This is a genomic window from Methanoculleus sp. UBA291, assembly GCF_002499755.1.
Taxonomy (GTDB): Archaea; Halobacteriota; Methanomicrobia; order Methanomicrobiales; family Methanoculleaceae; genus Methanoculleus; species Methanoculleus palmolei.
This window is the reverse complement of record NZ_DANC01000006.1, coordinates 22,474-43,751: the sequence shown is the minus strand read 5'-3', so window position 1 is coordinate 43,751 and position 21,278 is coordinate 22,474. Positions and strand designations below refer to the sequence as shown.

Below are 21,278 nucleotides of genomic sequence, written 5' to 3'. Positions count from 1 at the left end.
TTCACTGGTCGAAGTACTATATGTTTCTCTGGAGATGGCATTAAATATGCGCACATTCGCCGATGTCCGCCGGCGCGTTACCGGAGGCACCGGCAGATGAGAGAGATTGTTTTTGCATCGGCAATTCTTCCGTCCGCGATCATGGCGTCGAGGTCTTTGATCGGGACGCGGACGACTTCGATCACCTCGTCCTCGTCCATCCGAAAGTCCGAGCAGGGGGAGAGGTCCTGCGCCAGGTAAAGCCAGATCCGTTCGTCGGTATATCCCGGGGAGGAGTAAATGCAGCCTTTCGGGACGAACGACGACGCCTTCATCCCGGTCTCCTCGATCAGTTCCCGGTATGCGGTCTCGTGCGGCTTCTCGCCCTCTTCGATGGTGCCTGCAGGAGCCTCAAGGATGTAGTCGTCGATGGCGAACCGGTACTGCCTGATGAGATAGCAATCGTCTCCCTCAACCGGAAGGATGGCAACCGCTCCGCCGGGGTGAACGATCACCCGCTCCATCATCTCCCCGTTCGGGAGGGTTACTTCCCTCTTCTCGACGGAGAGTCGTTTTCCGCGGTAGATCTCCATAGTTACCTCTCGTATTCGATCGGGTCCTCCAACCCGAGGTCGCGGAACGCTTCCCTCCTGTAGTGGCAGGACGAGCAGACCCCGCATGCACGGTCGTTGTTCTGGTAACAGGACCAGGTATGCTCGTAGGGGACACCGAGCGCCATGCCTCTTTGGATGATCTCCGTCTTCGTCATCCGGACAAAGGGCGTCATCAGGGTGATCCGTGGGTCTGCCGCCGTACCAAGGTCGACCACCCGCTGGAACGCCTCGATGAACTCCGGCCGGCAGTCGGGGTACCCGGGATAGTCTCCGGTCTGGACGCCGATGAAGACCGCCGCCGCACGCCGGGCCTCCGCGAGGCTGGTTGCGATGGCAAGCAGGTTCCCGTTTCGGAAAGGAACGTAGGTGCTGGGTATCCCTTCCTCTTCGCCGGAATACTTCTCGACCGGAATTGCGGCATCCGTCAGGCTCGATGCCCCGATCTTTTTGAAATGCTCGAGGCTGATCTCGACGAATTCCTGTGCATCAAGCGCCCGGGCAATGGTCCGGGCGCACTCGCGCTCCTTTGCCTCGGTCCTCTGACCGTAGGTAAAGTGGAGAGCGATGATATCGTAACCCATATCCTTTGCGACGTAGGCGAGCGTGGAGGAGTCCATGCCGCCCGAGAGAAGACAGACCGCTTTCATCATTTCATCCCCAGGATCTTGTGGAGTTGCATTTGAAACCTCACCGGAAGATTCTCTTTGACGATGTAGTCCGCGACGGCGCGATAGTCGGCCCCTTCCACCGGCGAGATGATGATCTCGCCCCGGATTTCACATTGTGCCGTCACCGCCCGTGCATAGAGAAGATCGTCCTCGTCCGCCACCACAAACTTGACGCAGTCGCGGGGAGTGATGAAGGGGAGGAGCGCGAGATCGCTCCTCTCCCCCGATGAGGGGCACTTGACATCCATACAGACGGCGGCGTAGGGCTGCAGGTCCCTGAAATCCAGGGTGCCGTTTGTCTCGATCTCGACGGCATACCCGTGAAGACCGAACTTCCGGAGGAGTTCGAGGACCTCCTCCTTCTGCAGGAGGGGCTCTCCGCCGGTGATGCAGATGCGTTTTCCGTTCAGCAGCCATACCCGGTCGAGGACCTCCCCGACGCTCATCTCTTCTCCGTCTTCCCTGGCATAGGCGGTGTCGCACCAGGCGCACCGGAGGTTGCACCCGGAGAGCCGGATGAACGTACAGGGCCGTCCCTGGTTTGGTCCCTCCCCCTGAAGGCTCCGGAAAATTTCACTGACGAGCATAGGTGCGCTCTGCGTAACAGGTCGTCGACTCCCAGACCCGGATCTTTGCTACGCGGGCATCGCGCCCCTGCCGTGCGGCTTCGGCGTCGATCATCTCTGCGATGAGGCCGGCGAGGAGCTCGCTCGTCGGGTCGCCGGGGGTGGTGACGACCGGGTGGAACGCTTCGATGCTCGCCGCCATCGGGTCGTCTTTGTTTAAGATCACCTGGTGGTCGAACCGCCCGACGACTTCTTTGATACAGTTGTAGTCAAGGACGATCCCGGTGCGCTCATCGGCCGTCCCTTCTATCCAGACTTCTACGCGCCACTGGTGGCCGTGCAGCCGGAAACACTTCCCCTGATAGTGGATCAGGCGATGGGTTGCCTCGAAAAAAACCTCCTTGTATATCCGGATTATCATCAATGAAGGTTGCCTGCCAGGATATAATATTATATCAGCTCCCGATCAAATATCTACGGCGAAAGATCGGCGTGCAAACGGGTTCCACAATATATAAATCCGTAACGCGCGTTGCTTTATAGCACACCAGGAGTTGCTCCTATCTACAAATTCAACCGGTACGAGGGTATTCGATGGGAAATGGAAAATTTGCAGCCCGAAAACTGAAGCGCGACGCAAAGGCGAACCGGTGGCACGACACCGTCTACGCACGGCGCCAGCTCGGGCTCGACGTGAAATCTGATCCCCTTGAAGGGGCTCCGCAGGGCCGCGGGATCGTTCTTGAGAAGGTGGGTGTCGAGGCGAAGCAGCCGAACTCCGCTATCCGCAAGTGCGTCCGCGTGCAGTTGATCAAGAACGGTCGTCAGGTGACCGCATTCGCCGTCGGCGACGGTGCCATCAACTTCATCGACGAGCACGATGAGGTCGAGATCGAGGGGATCGGCGGCAGGCTGGGCCGGTCGATGGGTGATATCCCCGGTGTCCGGTTCGTCGTGACCAAAGTGAACAATGTCAGTCTGAATGAAATGGTCATCGGAAGGAAGGAGAAGCCGCGGAGGTAAGTGAGCAATGGCAGAAGCAGCAGAAGCAGGAACCGACACCGAAATGCAGACTCGGCAGCTCCTCTTTAACCGCTGGGATATGAGCGAGGTGGAGATCCAGGACCCGAGCCTTGCCCGTTACGTGAACCTGCATACGATGATCGTGCCGCACTCCTGCGGCAAGCTTGTCGGTCAGCAGTTCAACAAGAGCAACATGCTGATCGTCGAGCGCCTGATCAACAAACTGATGCAGACCGAGAAGAACACCGGCAAGAAGGAACTTGCCATCCGCATCGTCCGGGATGCTTTCGAGATCGTCAATAAGAAGACCAAGAAGAACCCGGTCCAGGTGCTGGTGGATGCAGTTGCGAACGCCGGGCCCCGCGAGGAGACCGTCCGGCTGAAGTACGGCGGCATCAATGTCCCCAAGTCGGTCGACACCGCGCCCCAGCGGCGTGTCGATACCGCCCTGCGGTTCATCACCGACGGCGTCCAGCAGGCGAGCCACAAAAAGAAGAAGAGCGTGAGCGAGGCGCTTGCCGAAGAGCTGATCGCAGCCGCAAACGGCGACGCCCGTTCCTACGCCGTTTCGAAGAAAGAAGAAAGAGAACGTATCGCAAAGGCTGCCCGCTAAAAATCCCGGATTATTTTTTTTGGTGTACTCTATGACCCGACGAAAGAAGATGGTAGAGCGGGTGACGGAACTGATGGACAAGCCGGAGCACATCCGGAACATCGGTATCGTCGCCCACATTGATCACGGAAAGACAACGCTCTCAGACAACCTGCTTGCAGGGGCAGGCATGATCAGCGAGGAACTCGCCGGCAAACAACTCTTCATGGACTCCGACGAGGAAGAACAGGCCCGCGGCATCACCATCGACGCGAGCAACGTCTCGATGGTCCACGAGTACGGCGGTGAGGAGTACCTGATCAACATGATCGATACCCCCGGCCACGTGGACTTCGGCGGCGACGTGACGCGCGCCATGCGTGCGGTGGACGGTGCCGTCGTTGTTGTGGACGCGGTCGAGGGTACCATGCCTCAGACGGAGACGGTGCTCCGGCAGGCCTTGAAGGAGGGTGTCCGCCCGGTTCTCTTCATCAACAAGGTTGACCGGCTGGTCAACGAGTTGAAGGTGAACGAGCAGGAGATGCAGATCCGCCTTGCGAAGGTGATCGACAAGGTCAACAAGTTGATCAAGGGCATGAACGAGAAGATGTACAACGCAGGCTGGAAGCTGGATGCCGCAAAGGGCACCGTTGCTTTTGGTTCCGCGCTCTACAACTGGGCCGTCTCCGTTCCCTACATGAAGAAGAGCGGGGTCTCGTTCAAGGACGTCTATGAGAAGTGCAACGCCGGCGACATGAAGTGGCTGGCGAAGCACAGCCCCCTGCACGCCGTGCTCCTCGACATGGTGGTCAAGCACCTGCCAAATCCGATTCAGGCCCAGGAGCGGCGTATTCATATCATCTGGCACGGCGACTACACCTCGCCCGAGGGGAAAGCGATGCTCGGTTGCGACCCGAACGGGCCCATCTGCCTGATGGTCACCGATATCTCGTTCGACCCGCATGCAGGCGAGGTCGCCACCGGCCGTCTCTTCTCGGGGACGCTCCGCCGGGGTACCGAATGCTATATTATAGGTGCGGCAAAGCGTGCAAACCGTCTTGCTCAGGTCAGCATCTTTATGGGTGCCGAGCGGGTCGAGGTGGAAGAACTTGCCGCCGGCAACATTGCCGCTGTGACGGGTTTGAAAGACGCCATCGTCGGTTCGACCGTTACGACGCTCCTTGAGATGACGCCTTTCGAGTCGCTGCAGCACTACTCCGAGCCGGTCATGACCGTCGCCGTCGAGGCGAAGAGCATGAAGGATCTTCCGAAGCTCGTCGAGGTCCTCCGCCAGGTCGCGAAGGAAGACCCGACGGTGCGGGTCTCGATCAACGAGGAGACCGGCGAGCACCTGATCAGCGGCATGGGCGAGCTTCACCTCGAGATCATCACCGGCCGCATCAGGCGCGACAAAGGCGTCGATATCCTCACCTCCCCGCCGATCGTCGTCTACCGCGAGACGATCACGGGTCGGGCTGGCCCGGTCGAAGGAAAGTCGCCGAACCGCCACAACCGGTTTTACCTCGAACTCGAGCCGATGGACCCGGCGATCGTGAAGCTTATCCTGGACGGCGAGGTCACGATGAACCAGCAGGCGGTCGAGCGGCGTGATATCCTCGTTGCCGCCGGTATGGACAAAGAAGAGGCCAAGAACGTCAAGGCAATCGAGGGCACCAACATGTTCATCGACATGACGAAGGGTATTCAGTACCTCAACGAGACGATGGAACTGATCCTCGACGGCTGGCGTGAAGCGCTCCGCGGCGGCCCGCTCGCCGATGAGCAGGTCCAGAACCTGAAGATTCGGCTGGTGGACGTGAAACTTCACGAGGACGCCATCCACCGCGGTCCTGCCCAGGTCATTCCGGCGGTCAGGAGCGCCGTCAAGGCGGGCCTGCTGCTGGGCGGCGACTCGCTCCTTGAGCCAATCCAGAAGATCCAGATCACGGTCCCGAGCGAGCAGATGGGTGCGGCAACTTCGCAGATCCAGGGCCGGCGCGGCCAGGTCTTCGATATGCAGAGCGAAGGCGACACGATGACCATCATCGGCAAGGCACCGGTCGCCGAACTCTTCGGGTTTGCCGGAGACGTCCGATCCGCTACTGAAGGACGTGCGATGTGGAGCACGGAATTTGCCGGGTTCGAGCTGGTTCCCGCCGGTATCGTAGGCGAAGTGGTCAAGAGCATCCGGCGGCGCAAGGGATTGAAGGAGCAGATCCCGCGGCCGGACGACTACCTGGCGTAATAAATCCCGATATACCCTCTTTTTTTGGTTTTCCCGCGCGAGCGGATGCGCTTGCCGGGGCCTCCGGTTCCGGCGGAAGTCCTTCTGGAGGGTTTCATCATCGGGTCCGGCTTTGACCGCAGGATTATCGGCGTCGTGACGGGCCCCGGGGTGGATGGGGCAAAAGTCCCGGCGGGTCCTTCCGGTGCGGAGGGGGCCGTTTTGTCGGGGGTGCCGGCATGGATGTCCCGGGTCCCGTTCCGGGCGTCGTTCCAGACGATCCCGTCCGGTTCTCCGGCAACCGGCGATCGCCGGCGGCCCTCCGTGGCGTCGGGCATATGATCGAGCCGAAGGCCGGGAAGTCTCTTCGTTGCTGCTTATCACGTGCCCTTCCGGAAAAATCGAGGCGGAGTGGACGTGCCTGTAGTGAGGAACGTCCAACCGCTATAAAACAGTCACGGCATCAGTGGGTTCGTGTTCAATACGGCGCCGTCACGAAATCAGGGCGCGATCCGGGCCGATCTATCGTCTCAGCACCGCCACGAACAGTCCGCAGATGCCGATCGCGACGATCGCGATCAATCCCGGGAGTGATGCCCGCGTCGCTGTCGGAGCCGCTGTTGTCGTCTCCGGTGTCGTCTCAGCCGGTGTCTTTGTGGTGGTGACCGTAGCGGTGGTCTCCGACTCCGTGGCCGTAACCGTCGGTGCGGGGGCGAATTTGATGCTGTGCTGCTGAATTAAGCCGTCTTTGCTGCTGAACGCGAAATAACGCCCGTATTTTCCCCCGAGCGTATGGGCGTTGATCGTAAAGTAACCGTCGTTCGGCACGCCGACGACCCGTACAATCTTCTTTGTGGTGTCATCACTCTGGTAGTGCCTGAGCTCCGTGACGGGGTTGAACGTATCCTGGTTGCGGAGGTTGACGAGATCAAGGATAAGCGGTTCGGTTCCCACCTCAATCGTCTCACCGGGCTGTACCGCCCGGGTTACCGCACCCTGTGCGGCTGCCGGGGCGACGAGCGCCAGAACAAGGAGCGTCAGGATAATGAGGAGATGCCTGGGTACTGTTCCCTCATACATCATACGTTCACCCTTGTTCCCGGAATATATATACGTGTTGAAACGCCCCGGGTAACGGGGTCTTTCTCCGGTTGAGCCTGCCGGAATTGCCGGAGGGCCGTGGTCGATCCCGTCCCCCATCCCCGACCGCATCATCGATGCGAATGGAGAGCGGATATCTCGCGGCGGGGTGCCGTGATGACCTCCGAACGGGGCGCACGGGGTTCCCGGGAGGGAGAGAGGCGTTCCGGAAGACCTTTCTTGTCAACCGTAGAATGAGATGGGGTTGACAGGGGGACGTCAACTACCCCTCCCCGGGAGGGCCCCATGTCACATCCGACCGAACCTGACCTGGAACGATCCGACACCGAAATGCCGGCGGGTTGACGGCAGCCTGCGGACGTATATGGCCCGCAACTTCAGCCATATTTCTCCCGGCGTTCCGGGAGTGGACCCCTCAAACGAGGTATGCGGACATCTGTCCGCGGGGCTATCGACTTTGGACTCCAAAATGATTATGAGGGAAGGAATCGCCCAAGGGAAGATGAAGAGATGATACGGATACCGCAGTGCATGAGCACCCAGCATCCTGACAACGTCAACCTGCCATTCTTCGCCGAGAGTCCGGACCTTGGCGGAGAAGACGAAGTCCAGGAGGCGTACTACGCTTATTCCCACCTGGGATGCAGCGAGCAGATGTGGGACTGTGAAGGAAAAGAGGTCGACAACTTTGTAGTCAGGAAATTGCTGACCCGGTATGATACGTTCTTCCGGGAGAAGAAACTCGGACGAGACATCTTCCTGACGATGCGGGTCCCGAACCCCGAAGTGGAGACGGCCGAGGCAAAAATTCTCCTCGAAACACTGGAAAGCATCCCGCGGTCGTTTGATACGGCCTGCCTCTTCTATGGGGACGAGTGTCCCCCGATATTTGAGGTGATTCTGCCGATGACGGCGTCTCACGTCGCCATCGATAATATCTACCGTTATTATACGGATATCGTCGTCGGAAAACAGGAGAGACGCCTCGGAGAAGGGAACATGACCATCGCAGACTGGATCGGGAGGTTCCGACCGGATCGGATCAACGTGATCCCGCTCTTTGAGGAGATGGACCACATGCTGGACGCGCACAACGTGGTTCGGCGCTACCTCGAAGACAAGGATATCGCCGACCAGCGTGTCTTTCTTGCCCGGTCCGACCCGGCGATGAACTACGGGCTCGTCAGTGCGGTTCTCCTGAACAAGATCGCGCTCCGGCATCTCTGGGAGGTCTCGGAAGAGACGGAAACCCGGATATACCCGATAATCGGTGTCGGTTCGGCTCCCTTCAGGGGCGGCCTCTCTCCCCTGACCGTCGACCGGGTTATCGCCGAGTATCCGAGCGTCCACACATTTACCGTTCAGTCGGCGTTCAAGTATGATTATCCACTCGAAGAGGCCCGGAACGCGGTCAGGAGACTCGAGGAGCGAAACCCCGAAAAGCCCCGGCCGGTCGACGAAGAGGCGGCGCTGGACCTGATAGAGCGGTATACGCTGGCATACGAGCGCCGGCTCGGACCGCTCGCCTCCCTGATCAACCGGGTTGCCCGGTATGTTCCCGAGCGGCGGAAACGAAAATTGCATATCGGTCTCTTCGGGTACGCGCGGAGCACCGGCGGGATCACCCTGCCGAGGGCAATCAAGTTCACCGCCGCCCTCTACTCCATCGGCCTTCCTCCCGAGGTCCTCGGTCTGGATGCTCTGGACGACGCGGATCTCGCGTTCATCAGGAAGACCTACGTCAACTTCGATGAAGACCTGCGGGCTGCTTCCCGTTTCCTCAACGCAGAGACCGGTTTCGTCCCCCCGGAACTTGCGGCCCGGGTTGCCGACCTGGTGGACGTCGGGCCGGACGAGGAGCATACCAGGGTCACGACCGCAATCGCCCGGGCGCTTCGCGCGAACGAGACCGGGACGTTGACCTCGCTCGTCCTGCAGGCGGCGCATCGACGAAAGTTCCTCGGGTGACGAAAACCCGGCGTGCTGAAGGGATGAGAGAAAAAGAGGGTTGCGAGATTACTCGATGGTGAATGCCATCGAGAAAGTGGTCTCGTTTCCGGTCTCGTTCTCCCAGGGCCGCTTATAGACCGCGGAGAACTCAGCGGAACCCGCTTCGGACGCGATGTACTCCCATACATGCACGCCGCCGGCGCCCACGAGTTCGGTCTCCGGTGCGTTGTACGTATCGTTCACGTACGAGAGACCGCGCGACGAGGTAACGTTCCACGCATATCCGGTCGTCGGGTTCTCGGCGAGGCTGATGGTGACAGCGCTTCCGGCCGGGAGAGTGACGGTCTCGTTGTTGTTCGTCTCATTAAAGGCGTACTCCGCCGGAGCGGGCGTGGGTGTCGCGGTCGAAGTTGCTGTTGCCGTGGTTGTCGCCGGTGTGGGTGTTGCGGTCGTTGCCGCTGTTGTCGCGGTCGTTGACGGCGTGGGTGTTGCGGTCGTGTTCCCCGGTTCCGTCGGCTGCGATGTGCAGCCGGCCATGAGCATGCAGATTGCCAGGAATCCTGCAATCAGGATGCCGTAGATGTTCTTTTCCTGAACCATATGATAAGGTCGTGTAATTACGATAAAAGCATTCCTATAATCCTCAAAAGATGCATCTGCCGTAGTACCGGATTGTTGACTGTTCCGGCGTCGTGGCGCACCTCAGGCCCTCCTGCACTCCGTCACCTCTTCGATCAGCCCGTCCCGCAGGGTGACGACCCGACAGAAGTACTCCTTATGCCAGTCCTCGTGCGAGACCATCACGATCGTCTGGTCCAGTTCCTCGTTTAACCGGGCAAAGAGGTCAAGAATGCTCTTCGACGTCTGGCTGTCAAGGTTCGCACAGGGCTCGTCGGCGAGCAGGATGCTCGGGTTGTTCACGAGCGCCCGGGCTATCGCCACTCGCTGCTGCTCCCCGCCCGAGAGTTCGCTCTGCCGGTGGTTTATCCGGTCGCCGAGACCGACCCGGCGAAGGATCTCGGTGCTCTTCCCGAGATACTCCTCTTTCTGGTCCCCCCGGACAAGCGACGTCAGGTAAACGTTCTCGAGTGCCGTGAGTTCGCCGATGAGGGCGTAGTCCTGGAAGACGTAGCCGAGCCGGTTCAGCCGGAACAGGGTCCGCCGGTGATCGGAGAGGGCGAGGACGTCGGTCCCGTCGATGGTGACGCTGCCGGAGTCGGGGCGGTCGAGGAGTCCGAGGATGTGGAGGAGCGTCGACTTGCCGCTGCCGCTCGCCCCCATAATCCCGACGAACTCTCCTCTGGCGACTGTGAGCGAGACTCCTCCGAGGGCGCGGACCTTCACTCTCCCCATAGTGTAGACCCGGGTGAGGTCCTCTGCGACGATCACCTTTTTTACCCCCTGATTGCGGAAAGGATGTCTTCCCGGGCGACCTGCCAGGCAGGGATATAGCCGGCCAGCACCGAGACCGCAAAGAGGCTTGCTATGCTCCGGAGGACGGCCGAGGTTTCCACGACCGGGTAGACCGGACCGCCGGGGAAGACGAGCGGGTATGCGGTCAGATAGGCCGTCATGCCGGCGGCGAGAACGATCCCGGCCAGAGCCCCGACAGCGGTGATGAAGAGCACCTGGAGGACATAGGAATTGATGATGATCTGCTGGTCGATGCCGATCGCCTTCAAGATCCCGATCTGCCGCCGCCGGTTCACGGTGTTGATGAAGATCACGATGAAGACCACCACGACGGCGATGATCAGACTGACAAGTGTCGAGATGGTGTTGATGATGTTGAAACTCTGGATCGCCTGGTCGAGAACCCCCCCGGTCTTCTCCCGGAACGTCCATACCTCCTCCTGGATGCCGTAGGAGAGGAGTTCCCTCTTGTAGCCCTCCTCTCTGCCGTCCACTTCGGTCTTCACCAGGATCACGGACGCCTGGTCATGAAGCCCGAGCACCTCGCTCGCCTCGTCCCCGGTAACGAAGGCCGCCGTGTCGACGCCAAAAGATTGCGTTTCGAAGATCCCCTTCACCCGGTAGGTCCGCGTCTCGTCGTTCGGGTAGGCCACCTCCACCGAGTCCCCGACCATCACTCCTTCAAGCGATGGGAGACCTCCGCCCTCTTCCCCCTCCCTTCCCGCGAGGATCGCACCCATGACGATGGCGTCGGTATCCCCGTTTGCGAGAAACTCCCCCTCGGTCATGAAGTCGGCGATCCTCGTCGTCGACCGCTCGTCTTCCGGGGTTATGCCGTAGAGCGTGCTTGCGGTGTTGCTGCCCCGGTAGAAGAGGGTTACTCCGACGGCTATCCGGGGCGACGTGCCGATGATCCCCGGGACCCGCTCGATCTTCTTCTGGAGACCGGTCACGCCGCCGATGTATTGACTGCCCTCCCGGGGTTCGACAACGATGTTGCCGAGATCGAAGTCGATCGACTGGGTGTTGAAGGTCTCGACGACCCCGGAGATGATGGAGGGAAGGAAAATCAGGTTCACGAAGATGAGGGCTATGATCATGATGGTGAGGGCGAGGGTCCCCGTGTTCCCGCGCTCTATGGTTTTCCACGCCAGGAATGCAGAAACCTTGAGGCCTGCAAACACAGCGGTCATTCCTCCTTTCGCCTACGGTACCAGAGGACCGTGACTGCAACGACGGCAATGAGGGCGGCTGCCGCGACAGCGATCACCGAAAAGGGGTTTGATTCTGCAACAACAACCTGCAGGGCCTGGCGGATTGTGTGCGCCCCGTAGTCGTCGGTATACTGAACAATGAGGGTGTAGTCGAATACCCCCGCTTCATCGGTCTGCAGGGTGAAGACAGCGGGACCGTCGTTTCCGGGTTCAATCGTCCCGAGGAACGCCTCTTTTGAACCCGGGAGCGAGAGGTTCTCGACGGTTGCCCGGACCGACTCTGCGTCCGCCGTCCCCGTGTTCTCCAGCCGGATCGTCAGGTCTACCGGATCTCCGGCGACGATCCGGGAGGGTTCGGTCCTGATGGAGGCGAGACCTATCTCGGCGCGGCCGACGATGGGGACACCTATCGTCGCCGCCTGCCGGAACGCCGCCATGTCGGCACTCCGGTAGTCGACGATGACCGGGATCGGCGTAAGTCCGAGCGGGGCGTTGGTGTCGGTATCGAAGGTCAGGTTCAGCACCGCCGCTCCCCCTGCTTCAAGTTCGGGGATGTAGTAGTTCTCCGAGTTTTTCGGGGTGATCGCCCCGGAGGTTACGTTGATGTTGACGGCGACGTCTCGTGCGCTCGCCCGGCCGTCGTTATGAAGCGTGAGCGTGACGTTGAAGGGGGAACCGGGATCGACGGATTCCGGGACGGTCCTCTCCACCCTGAGCGCGGGCTTTTTGGCCAGGGCGTACGCCGAGTTGACGTTCACCGGTATCGGGTAGCGCACGCCGGCTCCATCCCGCACCCGGACCCAGACCTCGGGGAAGTAGATCCCCTCCTCTCCCGGGGCGCGTATCCGGAAGGTGAGCGGAAAAGACTGGCCGGGACCGATCTCGCCGATATCCTGGAAGCTCCCGGTCAGGACATCGATCCCTTCACTCACGAGGAGCGCGTTCTCGATGTAGGCGTTTTCCGGCGTCTCCGGCGATCTGTTCGTCTCACCGGTCCCGGGGTCCACCCGGATATCGACCGGCGACCCCGCGGCGGCAGGAACGGTACTCGACAGGACCACCGTGATCGTCCCTTCGTCTCCGGGTATCAGGACGGCGGGGGTGACGGTGTAGTTGGAGACGAACACCGTTGGGGCCTGTGCAGTTGCTATTGCCGGGACGAGCACCAGGACGACAATGAGTGCGCTTGCGACAACACCGCCTGCCCGCCTCTTTACCATGCCCCCCCGGACGCAAGCCCCGGACTTTGAGACCATCTCGTTTCTCTCCCGGACCAGACCCTCTGGAACTCAAGAATCCCGATGCTTATATTTATCCATTGTGCCCGATCAAACCTCGAACCCGGGCGGCACGATGGGACGGTATGGCCGAAACCATTTTTTATTACAGATATAGTATATTGTCATTGAGATATGGGGGGTCAGCAGGATCGGTTGACCGGACGAGTCGGCACCATGCCTCCATTCAAGGTGCAACGCTCTATACGTCTTATAACCTGGGTTTCATAGCGTCGTGCTGCTGCCTCTCCGTTCTCACCAATCCGTCTATTGCGTTTTTTTGCTGTTGCATAGCCGCTCCCGGCGGGAGGGGACCGCACGGTTATCCGGAGGCGACCTGGAACAGCCTTCCGGTCGTGAGCTGTCTTTATGTTCCCCGGCGGTATACCCGGCCACGTTACGAGGGGGAGAAGAGATGGAGACGACCCAATGGCTGGTGACGCTGACGTTCCGGGTGACGGTAAGCGGTGTTCGGTCGAAGGACGATTCGGTGGCGGTAGGACTGGAGCAACTCAAGCAGGAACTCTGCAGCGGGGAAGACATCCCGATGGAGGCGAGTGTCCGACGGATCACGAACCTGGTCGAGGAAGAGCCGGTCTTCGGTATAAAGTGGTGAGTGAAAAGTCGGCACCGGGGTGTCGGTCTCCGGAGGAAACCCTTTTTTACCCCTGCCGCCAGATCGGCCCCTTATGCATGAACTTCCCGATACAGTCGCCCTCGATGTCGTTCTCCTGCCGCCGGGACCGGTCATGGATATGGCGATCGGCGCCAACCGGACCCTGCTCGCCGGCAACCCCGGCGGGGGCATACGCCTCGACCGGGAGAACTCTCTCCCGCACATCTCGGTCGCGATGTTCCCGGCGAGGCGGGAGGACCTCCCGGAGATAACCGCGAAGATCGGTCGGATTACCCGGCAATGCTCCCCCATGGCCCTGGCCGCCGATACGGTCGCAAAACACCGGACGAAGACGGGGAAGACGGTCTCCACGTTTCACATCCTCCGGACGGAAGTCCTCCAGCTCTTTCATAAGACCGTGATGAACACCGTAACGTCCCGTTCGGCGCCTCCGGCCGGGCCTCCGATGTTTGCAGAGGAGGTGTCTGCACTATCTGTTGACTGCTTCCTTCGGTTCCCGAAGACCGCCGCGTACGAGCGCTACTCTCCGCATATCACGGTGGGGTTCGGCGACCTCCCGGAGATGATCCCCGGGATCGACTTCCCGGTCCGGTTCAAGGTGACGCGGGCCGCCGTCTGCCATCTCGGCGGCCACTGCACCTGCCGACGAGTTCTCGCTGAATTCAGTCTCGGGGCCCGGGCGCCCGCCGTCCGCGGCGGGGCGATCCGCCGCTAGACGGTGTGTTACGGCGCCTCCCGGAGCACTCCCTGTTTCTGGTTGATCCCGGGGAGGAAAGGCTTTTCTTTCTCCCGGGGATCAGGAGAGAGCATGACCGCCCCCTCCAGGGTCCTGGTCCGGGAAGTTCGGGCCGAGACCGTCATTGCCGCACCGCCCGCGGTCGTCTGGCGTGTACTGACCGACTTTGCCTCTTACCCCGCGTGGAACCCGTTCATCCGGTCGATTGAGGGGAAACCCTGGGTGGGAACGCGCCTCTCGGTCGAGATCCGGCCTCCGGAACGGGGGAGCATGCGGTTTCGGCCGACGGTGCTGCGGGTCGCAAAAGACCGAGAACTCCGATGGATCGGCCGGGTCCTGATCGCGGGGCTTTTTGACGGCGAACACCGGTTCACCATTGTCCGGGAGGGTGACGGGTCCCGGTTCATCCAGGCCGAAGTCTTCACCGGGCTGCTGGTGCCCGTCTTCGACCTCACCGGCAGCTTCCGGGCGACCGGTCAGGGTTTTCTGCTCATGAATCAGGCACTCAAGGAGCGAGCAGAGCGAGCCGCCTCCGGGAGACCGTCGTAACCGCGACATCCCCGGGCGGGTGCCGCCCATGAGGTTGATGGTCTCCGGGGATAACGCGGCCCTCATCGCTCACGGTTTCCTTATGGAACCCATATTGCAGTACATTTTTTTCGGCTGGAGATTGCGGCGTCAATTGACTGAGTAGTCACTTATTTAAGTGGGGAAGTGAAGATAGTATTGGGTTCCCTGAAATATCGGGGAGACGGAGACAACCGTATGAGCCGGCCCGTATCGGAAGAAAAACGGAAGGCGTTGATGGAGGCAGCGATCGATCTCTTCTCGATCCAGGGATTTCATGCAACACCGACCCAGCAGATCTCGGACCGTGCCGGAGTCTCGGCAGGAACCCTCTTCCGGTACTTCCGGACGAAAGAAGATCTGATCGATGCACTCTACTCCTCCATCCACCGGGCACTCGCCGATGTGGTGGACGAGGCTATTCGTCCGGGAACCCCTGTGGAAGAACAGATCAAAAATGTCAAACGACAGGTGCTTCACTGGATGTTTGAACATCCGAAACAGGCCCTCTTCTTCGAACGGTTCGCCTCCTCCCCGAATATCACAAACAAGGCAAAAGAGAAGATATCCTTCCATCTCTCTGCCCTCGATGAACTCTACCAGAGAGGTATCTCCCGGGGAATACTGACAGGAATCAACAGAGAGGTGTTTCTGGCGAACTTCTGGTGCCCGAACTTCATGCTCATTCACCTGTATCTCTTCGGCAGATTGCAGAGCGGCGTCGAAGAGACTATTGAACAGGCGGTTGCCTCAATGTGGTCCGGAATGGCGCAGAAGGAGGGAGACTGCAGGGTCCGGCAGGGAACATAGAATCGCAATCGAGAGCGGCTCCACGGTCATCCGCCGGCGTCAACCGGTTTTCCGGGATTGACAGAGCAGGATACCCGGCGTACTACCCGATCGTAATCGTTTACACGAGGAGACATACGGCTATGGACAAACTACAGGGATACAGGAGAATGCTCCGCATAGGAGACTGGGTCAAGTTTTATCCGCTCTTTCCGCTTGCCGGGGCTTTCATCGCCGCAGGCCTCTCATCCGGCCTCATCGCGGTTTTTGCCCTCTTCTTCTGCGTCACCGCATATGGATTCGTGATCAATAATCTGTACGATGCAGAGATTGACAAACGCCATCCAGGGAAGACAAAGCAGGGGAAAAATCCGTTTGCCGACGGATCGATATCGAAGAGAGAGGTCGTCGGCATGTGCGCGGCACTCGTAGGAATACCGCTTCTTGCCTCCCTCACCATATCGGGCACCGGATTCATCTTCATCCTTCTCTGTCTGATTGCCCTGACGCTCTATTCGGCACCACCTATCAGGTTCAAGGATCGGTTTGCAGCGGATATCGTCTGCCACGGCGTGATGTTCGGCGGACTGCCGTTTCTCGCGGGATATACCCTTGCAGGAGGCGCAATCGCCGAATTTCTCTCCCTCCCCATAGCATCGGCCCTTGTCTGCACCTTACTCTGTTGCGAAGCGCTGATTATCCACGAAATTCTGGACTATCATGACGACCTGGGGACTACCCGCACCACTATTGTCGGCATCGGCCTGAGAAACGGAGTTTTCCTCCTCGGCATTACCGCCGTACTCTCCGTTGTGGCGTTTGAGTTGATCTCATGGTGGTTTGCGATCGACGTTGGCGCAACTGCCGTCATGGTTACCTTCCTCATCGGTTATCCGATCTACGGCTGCCGAACATTACTGATTCCGGCCGCTGGAAGGGGCTACCGTACGCTCATGAACAACCACCTGTCTCGCACCCGTTGATCGCTATGATATCGGTAATCGTTCCTGCACTCAATGAAGAGGCGACCATTCTCGACTGTCTGGAGTCGCTTGTAGCCCAGAGCATTCCGCGAGGGACCTATGAGATCATCGTTGTCGACGGGGGATCGTCGGACCGCACCCGTGAGTACGCTAAACCTGTTGCCGACCGGGTTATCTCCCAGAAGCGAGCCGGGATCGGCGGTGCCCGCGGAGACGGGGCTGAAGCGGCGAACGGTGATATCCTGGTGTTCACGGACGCAGATACGCGCCATCCCCCTGCCTGGCTGGAGACGATACAGGAAGTACTTACGGTCGGCGGATACGATGTCTGCACGGGGCCGGTCAGATTTTATGACCCGACTTTTCGTTCGTGCCTCATACGGGGATGGCGGCAATACTACCTTCTGCTCCATCCATTTGGTTTCTACTGGCTTATAGGGTCCAATTTTGCAGTAAAAAAAGATGTGTACATCAGGGCGGGCGGTCACCGGGATATATCAATCCTGGAGGATTACGATCTCTCTCTGCGCCTCTTCGATGCTCACGCCGAATGCATCTATGATCGCCGCATTGTGGCCCTTACCTCTGCGCGTCGGATGAAGAGTATCCTCGGATATGCAGAACTCTACCTCACCAGGTATTATCATTACCACGTCACCGGGCGCGCTGAAGGTCTCCTGAAGTATCCGTATTCGGGTACCATCGCCCTTCGGCGGTCTGCACTATCCAATGACCTGAAATCAGCCCTAAAGAAGATCAACAATGCCTGGGGTAAGGTCATCGGATACGGATAAGGAGAATCTGGTTGGTATACCGAAGACATTTTTTTCTGAACGATGACGGCGTTTGGGCGCGGTTGTCCGGAATGAACCGGGCACTCAGGGAGCGGGTGAAGCGGCTCGCCGTCGGGAAACTTTCTTAACTACGACGATCCCAGTATCTGCATGGACCCGATCACGGTCGGAACTGCGTTCCGGAGGCCCTTCCTCTCCGTCGCCCGGGGGACGGCGACGATACCGGCCGTCTCCCGGGCCCGGCCCCCTCTTGCGGAGTGGTACGCATGAGACTGACGGTCCTCGTGGATAACACCACCCTCACCGGTCACTACTTCCTCGCAGAACCCGGGCTCTCGATCTACATCGAGGACGGCACAACGCGCGTCCTCTTTGATACCGGCTACTCGGGCATCCTTGTCACCAACGCTCTGAAGATGGGGATCGATCTCCTCCGTGTCGATGAGATCGTCCTCTCCCACGGCCATCTCGACCACACCTGGGGTCTCGATGCGCTGCTCAGGCTCCATACCGAGGCGATCCGCGAAGGGCACGCGCGTGTCGAGCCTACGTTCTTTGCCCATCCCGATGCGTTCCTCACCCGGAGCCTCGACGGTGCGGGAGAGGTCGGGTGCCACCTCTCGGTCGAGGAACTCTTTCGGCACGGCAAGGTCCTCCTCACTCAGGCTCCCCTCTGGCTGACCGAAGACCTGGTCTTCCTCGGCGAGATCGAGCGGCGGTTCGAGTTCGAGCAGGTCCCGCCGAAGGGCTACATCTACACGCCCGACGGTATCCGTAACGACACCGTCGCCGACGATACGGCGCTCGCCTGCAAGACGCCGGAGGGGCTTGTTATCATAACCGGCTGTTCTCACTCTGGCATCTGCTCGATCGTCGAGCAAGCGCGCGAGGTCTGCGGTGACGACCGGATCGCCGACATCATCGGCGGGTTCCACCTCCTTAACGCACCGCCGGAGCAGATGCAGGGAATCCTTGACTACTTCTCGGAAGTGCGGCCGGCGGCCCTCCACCCCTGTCACTGCACCGGCCTTGCGGCGAAGATTGCGCTTGCCCGGGTCGCCGATGTCCGCGAGACGGGGGTCGGGCTGCACCTCGAATACGGATGATTCAGGGTCTGAATCCCCGGAGCGCCGGGATCTCCCCGTACTCCGCCTCATAGGCCCGGACGGCCTCCGGGGCCCTGAGGAGGAAACGGCGGGCGTTGTTGTAGACCGACGGGTATGCTCCCGGGTCGAAGGAGGAGAGGAGGTCCGCGAGCACCGCGACGACCGGCACCCGATAGCGGGGCTCCATTCCGTCGATGAACGCGAATGCATCCAGGGCCCGGACGGTGCTGTACTCGTTGACCGGGGCGAGCCGCCGGAGCACCCCGGAAAGGTAAGCCCGTCCTTCTTCGGTCTCAAGCGACCGTTTCCTGTTCAGCGCGAACCGCCCGTAGAGCGCCCGCTGCTGGTCGGCCTGCTCGATCGAGAAGGCGGGGGAGGGCTCGATCCCGCGGAGGACGGCGACCAGGTCGTCGCAGTCGCTCCCGGCGACCGCGGAGAGGAACGACTCCCATGCGACCGGGTTTCTGGCCGATTCGGTGGAGAACGCCGCGAGGGTCTCCAGCCGCTCGGGTGCGCTGCTCTCGAGGAGCAGCCGAAACGCGACGAGCCGGTCGGTTGCAGCCGTCGCCTCCCGGTCCCGGAACTGCCGGGCTATCAGCCGGTGGACTTCGGGGGTGTCCAGGGTGGCGAGGATCGCGAGACTGACGTTCTTCCTCTGCCGCCGCCGGATTGCCCGGGCTTCTTCCTCCAGGGTGTCCGACCCGCCGGGCACACCCGCCGCCGCCCGCCGGTAGACGCGAAGGAGGGTGTCCCGGCCGCGTGCGGCTATGGCGGCGAGGATCTTCCTTTTGGCGTCGTGAAGCGCCCGGTAGTGGTGGCTGAACCGTTCGTCTTCGACCGACGGGAAGATGGTCAGGAATTGGCCGCCCGCTTCTTCCATGAGGCGGTCGTCGGCGAGGAGACCGAGGCAGAGGTCGGTAAACCGGCCGGAAACCACGGCATCCGGGTCTTCGAGGAGGCGGACCATCTCCCGGTCGGCGAGCGCACAAAACGCGGTGAACCGGCCGATAAGGTCGGCGTCTCTCTGCACCTGAAGGTAGAGTTCGTCTTCCGGGGGCCGGTACGCCACTCTGCCGTAGAAGGAGTAGCCGCGGTTGAGCGAGAGGAACGCCGGGCTGTCGACATCGTCGAGGCGGATCTCCCCCGTCTCATCCGCGATCCGGACGGTCCGGTCCGCAAGGTCCCGGCCGTCGGCATCGGCGAGTGCAAACCGGAACGGGAATTCCCAGGTCCGGCCGCCCGGCGAACGGCTCTGGCGATAGGCGAGGACGAACCGCCGGGCTGCGGGATCGTAGGCAGGGGTCACGGTGAGGACGGGGTACTCCGTCTCCTTCAGCCAGGCCGCCGCCATCCCCGAAAAGTCCTGTCCCGAGACTTCTTCCATGCAGCGTATCCAGTCGTCGCGGGAAGCGTTCGCATGCCGGAACCGGTCGTGGTAGAGGCCGAGCCCTTCCGCAAACGTCTCCTTTCCCATCAGCGTCTCGATCATCCTGACGAACTCGGGAGCTTTCACGTAGGTGACGCCCGTGATGAGGTCGTTTGGATCGTTGAAGCCGTCCGGCTCGATCGGCATCGAGCCTGCACCACGGTCGAGGACGAGCGTTCCGGCTTCGGGTTCAAGGAGGTCGAGCACGGTCTGGAGGCGTGAGTAGGCTTCGCCGAAGAGGAAGGCGTGATACTGGTTCTCGATATGGACCGTCACCGCCTCGTTCAACCAGATCTCGAACGGGCTCCTCCCCGTCACCTCGGAGCCGTTCTCATTGTGGTAGTACTCGTGGACCTTCACCCGGACCATGTACTCGAAGGCCGGGTCGGTCACGTCCGAACCGGGCATGATCCGGTTTGCAGCGATGGTCGTGTTCCCGACGTTCTCCATCCCGCCGAAGTCCGAGTTCTGCATGGCGATCTCCCGGTAGACCGCGCCCGTGTAGGCATATCCCGGCGTTACGGTCGCGATTAGCCGGGAGAGAGCCTCCCGGGATCTTTCGAGGGCTGCCCGGTCCCCGGAGCGTTTCGCTTCGTCCCGGACCCGCACCCGGCGCCAGATCTCGTTCCGGGTTTCTCTGTCGCGGTACTGTGCGGGGCCGGTGAAGAGGTGCACCCACATCACCGCGTCTGCAAGGATATCAAGCGCACGCCCGGCCGCACCCGGGTCGGAACCGGGTTTTGCGAGGAGTTCGAGGGTGAACGTCCGCCCGTCGGGATACTCGAACTCCCGCCGGCAGGTGTCGTAGCACCCCACCCCGAGGAAGAAGAGGTAGGGGGCCATCGGGGTTTTGACGTTCTCGTACCGCTGGACGGAGCGGCCGGGAGCGCCGGGAAGCCGCGGCCCCGCCGGGTCGCCGTTTGAGATGGTATTCGTATACTCGTCATCGGCGATGATCGTCGTCGTGTAGGTGCATTTCGCGGTCATGTCGTCGAGGCAGGGGACCAGGCGCTGGAACCCCCACTGCTGGCACTGGGTGATCTGAGTGGGCGCTCCTCCGGGGCACGACCCGTCGTAGTAGAGCCCTTCGAGGACGTGACTGCTCGGACGGCAGACCGTCCCGGTGTTGAGGGTGAACCGGGTCCGGGGCGGGACGGGGGGATCAAAGGTGACGGTGAGGATCGCGGCGCCGCGGTCGTAGGTATGGGCGACGGTGTAGCCGTCGGCGGATACGTTGAGGATATCCAGGTCCCGGGCGTTCAGGGGGAGGGATGCAAGCGGCGACGCAAGGGTCTCGGCGGTGAGGGCGGAGACGACCCGGGTGTGGCCGTCGTAGACGTCGAAGGTGAGGTCCATGTGGACGACCTTCACGGGGAGCGCACCGAAATCTTCCGGGTAGTAGCGAAAGAGCCTCTCCCGCCCGTTTCCTCCGGTCAAAGAACCATCGCCTCGCCGGTTATCTCGCGGAGTGCACGGCGGATCGCCGTCCGGACTTCGGGCTCCTCCTCGCCCTCGATAGCGGCGGAGAGGGCGGAGATCGCCCGGGGATCACGCAGTTTGCCGAGCGCATCGGCGGCGGTCAGCCTGACGTCTTTTTTCCTGTCTGCAAGGAGGGGGAG

22 protein-coding genes are annotated in these 21,278 nt (G+C 60.9%); 11 read left to right on the top strand and 11 right to left on the bottom strand.

Annotation, left to right across the window (positions count from 1 at the left end):
- Nucleotides 1-77 precede the first annotated feature (77 nt).
- The 4 genes from BP737_RS01385 to BP737_RS01370 are packed head-to-tail and all read right to left on the bottom strand — an operon-like array spanning nt 78 to nt 2,248.
- Entirely contained in the window at nt 78-572 is a 495-nt protein-coding gene (locus BP737_RS01385) for an NUDIX hydrolase (RefSeq protein ID WP_292393802.1), read from the bottom strand.
- A 2-nt stretch (nt 573-574) separates the two neighbouring features.
- Nucleotides 575-1,240, bottom strand: a complete 666-nt coding sequence (gene queC / locus BP737_RS01380) for a 7-cyano-7-deazaguanine synthase QueC (protein ID WP_292393934.1) — start codon at nt 1,238-1,240, stop codon at nt 575-577.
- Complete coding sequence (locus tag BP737_RS01375; protein WP_292393804.1) at nt 1,240-1,848, bottom strand: 7-carboxy-7-deazaguanine synthase QueE; 609 nt, start codon at nt 1,846-1,848, stop codon at nt 1,240-1,242. The genes queC and BP737_RS01375 overlap by 1 nt, the downstream gene beginning before the upstream one ends.
- Entirely contained in the window at nt 1,835-2,248 is a 414-nt protein-coding gene (locus BP737_RS01370) for a 6-pyruvoyl trahydropterin synthase family protein (RefSeq protein WP_292393808.1), read from the bottom strand. The genes BP737_RS01375 and BP737_RS01370 overlap by 14 nt, the downstream gene beginning before the upstream one ends.
- A 173-nt stretch (nt 2,249-2,421) precedes the next feature.
- On the opposite strand from BP737_RS01370, the gene BP737_RS01365 reads away from it, so the two are divergent.
- The 3 genes from BP737_RS01365 to BP737_RS01355 are packed head-to-tail and all read left to right on the top strand — an operon-like array spanning nt 2,422 to nt 5,687.
- The gene (locus tag BP737_RS01365; RefSeq protein WP_292393810.1) at nt 2,422-2,850 is read left to right on the top strand and encodes a 30S ribosomal protein S12; all 429 of its coding nucleotides are present in this window, start codon (nt 2,422-2,424) and stop codon (nt 2,848-2,850) included.
- Between the two features lie 7 nt (nt 2,851-2,857).
- Nucleotides 2,858-3,463: a 30S ribosomal protein S7 gene (locus tag BP737_RS01360; protein ID WP_292393812.1), complete on the top strand. Its 606-nt coding sequence runs from the start codon at nt 2,858-2,860 to the stop codon at nt 3,461-3,463.
- Nucleotides 3,464-3,494: 31 nt separating this feature from the next.
- Nucleotides 3,495-5,687: an elongation factor EF-2 gene (locus tag BP737_RS01355; protein ID WP_292393814.1), complete on the top strand. Its 2,193-nt coding sequence runs from the start codon at nt 3,495-3,497 to the stop codon at nt 5,685-5,687.
- Between the two features lie 501 nt (nt 5,688-6,188).
- Here BP737_RS01355 and BP737_RS01350 read toward each other — a convergent pair.
- Complete coding sequence (locus BP737_RS01350) at nt 6,189-6,746, bottom strand: hypothetical protein (protein ID WP_342685824.1); 558 nt, start codon at nt 6,744-6,746, stop codon at nt 6,189-6,191.
- Between the two features lie 531 nt (nt 6,747-7,277).
- On the opposite strand from BP737_RS01350, the gene ppcA reads away from it, so the two are divergent.
- A complete protein-coding gene (gene ppcA, locus BP737_RS01345) occupies nt 7,278-8,735 on the top strand; it encodes a phosphoenolpyruvate carboxylase (protein WP_292408403.1) in 1,458 nt (485 codons plus the stop codon).
- A gap of 48 nt (nt 8,736-8,783) precedes the next feature.
- On the opposite strand, the gene BP737_RS01340 is transcribed toward ppcA, so the two are convergent.
- The 4 genes from BP737_RS01340 to BP737_RS01325 form a co-directional block, all read right to left on the bottom strand.
- Entirely contained in the window at nt 8,784-9,317 is a 534-nt protein-coding gene (locus BP737_RS01340) for a protease inhibitor I42 family protein (RefSeq protein ID WP_292393820.1), read from the bottom strand.
- 102 nt (nt 9,318-9,419) lie between these two features.
- Nucleotides 9,420-10,106: an ABC transporter ATP-binding protein gene (locus BP737_RS01335; protein ID WP_292393823.1), complete on the bottom strand. Its 687-nt coding sequence runs from the start codon at nt 10,104-10,106 to the stop codon at nt 9,420-9,422.
- A gap of 5 nt (nt 10,107-10,111) precedes the next feature.
- Nucleotides 10,112-11,323 carry an ABC transporter permease gene (locus tag BP737_RS01330; protein WP_292393825.1) on the bottom strand — a complete coding sequence of 404 codons (1,212 nt, stop codon included), beginning with the start codon at nt 11,321-11,323 and terminating at the stop codon, nt 10,112-10,114.
- The gene (locus BP737_RS01325; RefSeq protein ID WP_342685823.1) at nt 11,320-12,600 is read right to left on the bottom strand and encodes a COG1361 S-layer family protein; all 1,281 of its coding nucleotides are present in this window, start codon (nt 12,598-12,600) and stop codon (nt 11,320-11,322) included. Before BP737_RS01325 ends, BP737_RS01330 begins: the two co-directional genes overlap by 4 nt.
- A gap of 436 nt (nt 12,601-13,036) precedes the next feature.
- Here BP737_RS01325 and BP737_RS01320 point away from each other — a divergent pair, with 436 nt between their 5' ends.
- From BP737_RS01320 to BP737_RS01290, 7 genes are all read left to right on the top strand, one after another.
- A complete protein-coding gene (locus BP737_RS01320; RefSeq protein WP_292393828.1) occupies nt 13,037-13,237 on the top strand; it encodes a hypothetical protein in 201 nt (66 codons plus the stop codon).
- Nucleotides 13,238-13,310: 73 nt separating this feature from the next.
- Nucleotides 13,311-13,973, top strand: a complete 663-nt coding sequence (locus tag BP737_RS01315; protein WP_292393829.1) for a hypothetical protein — start codon at nt 13,311-13,313, stop codon at nt 13,971-13,973.
- Between the two features lie 93 nt (nt 13,974-14,066).
- A complete protein-coding gene (locus BP737_RS01310; RefSeq protein ID WP_292393830.1) occupies nt 14,067-14,543 on the top strand; it encodes an SRPBCC domain-containing protein in 477 nt (158 codons plus the stop codon).
- 216 nt (nt 14,544-14,759) lie between these two features.
- A complete protein-coding gene (locus tag BP737_RS01305) occupies nt 14,760-15,371 on the top strand; it encodes a TetR/AcrR family transcriptional regulator (RefSeq protein ID WP_292393831.1) in 612 nt (203 codons plus the stop codon).
- 149 nt (nt 15,372-15,520) lie between these two features.
- Entirely contained in the window at nt 15,521-16,333 is an 813-nt protein-coding gene (locus BP737_RS01300; protein WP_292393835.1) for a UbiA prenyltransferase family protein, read from the top strand.
- 5 nt (nt 16,334-16,338) lie between these two features.
- Nucleotides 16,339-17,127 (top strand): glycosyltransferase, encoded by a 789-nt coding sequence (locus BP737_RS01295; RefSeq protein WP_292393937.1) that lies wholly within the window; start codon nt 16,339-16,341, stop codon nt 17,125-17,127.
- Between the two features lie 266 nt (nt 17,128-17,393).
- On the top strand, nt 17,394-18,233 hold the full coding sequence (locus BP737_RS01290; protein WP_292393837.1) for an MBL fold metallo-hydrolase: 840 nt from the start codon (nt 17,394-17,396) through the stop codon (nt 18,231-18,233).
- 1 nt (nt 18,234) lies between these two features.
- Here BP737_RS01290 and BP737_RS01285 read toward each other — a convergent pair whose 3' ends face one another.
- Nucleotides 18,235-21,096 (bottom strand): M1 family metallopeptidase, encoded by a 2,862-nt coding sequence (locus tag BP737_RS01285; protein ID WP_292408410.1) that lies wholly within the window; start codon nt 21,094-21,096, stop codon nt 18,235-18,237.
- A partial coding sequence (locus BP737_RS01280; RefSeq protein ID WP_342685822.1) for a HEAT repeat domain-containing protein occupies nt 21,093-21,278 on the bottom strand: 186 nt, incomplete at its 5' end. The genes BP737_RS01285 and BP737_RS01280, both read right to left, overlap by 4 nt.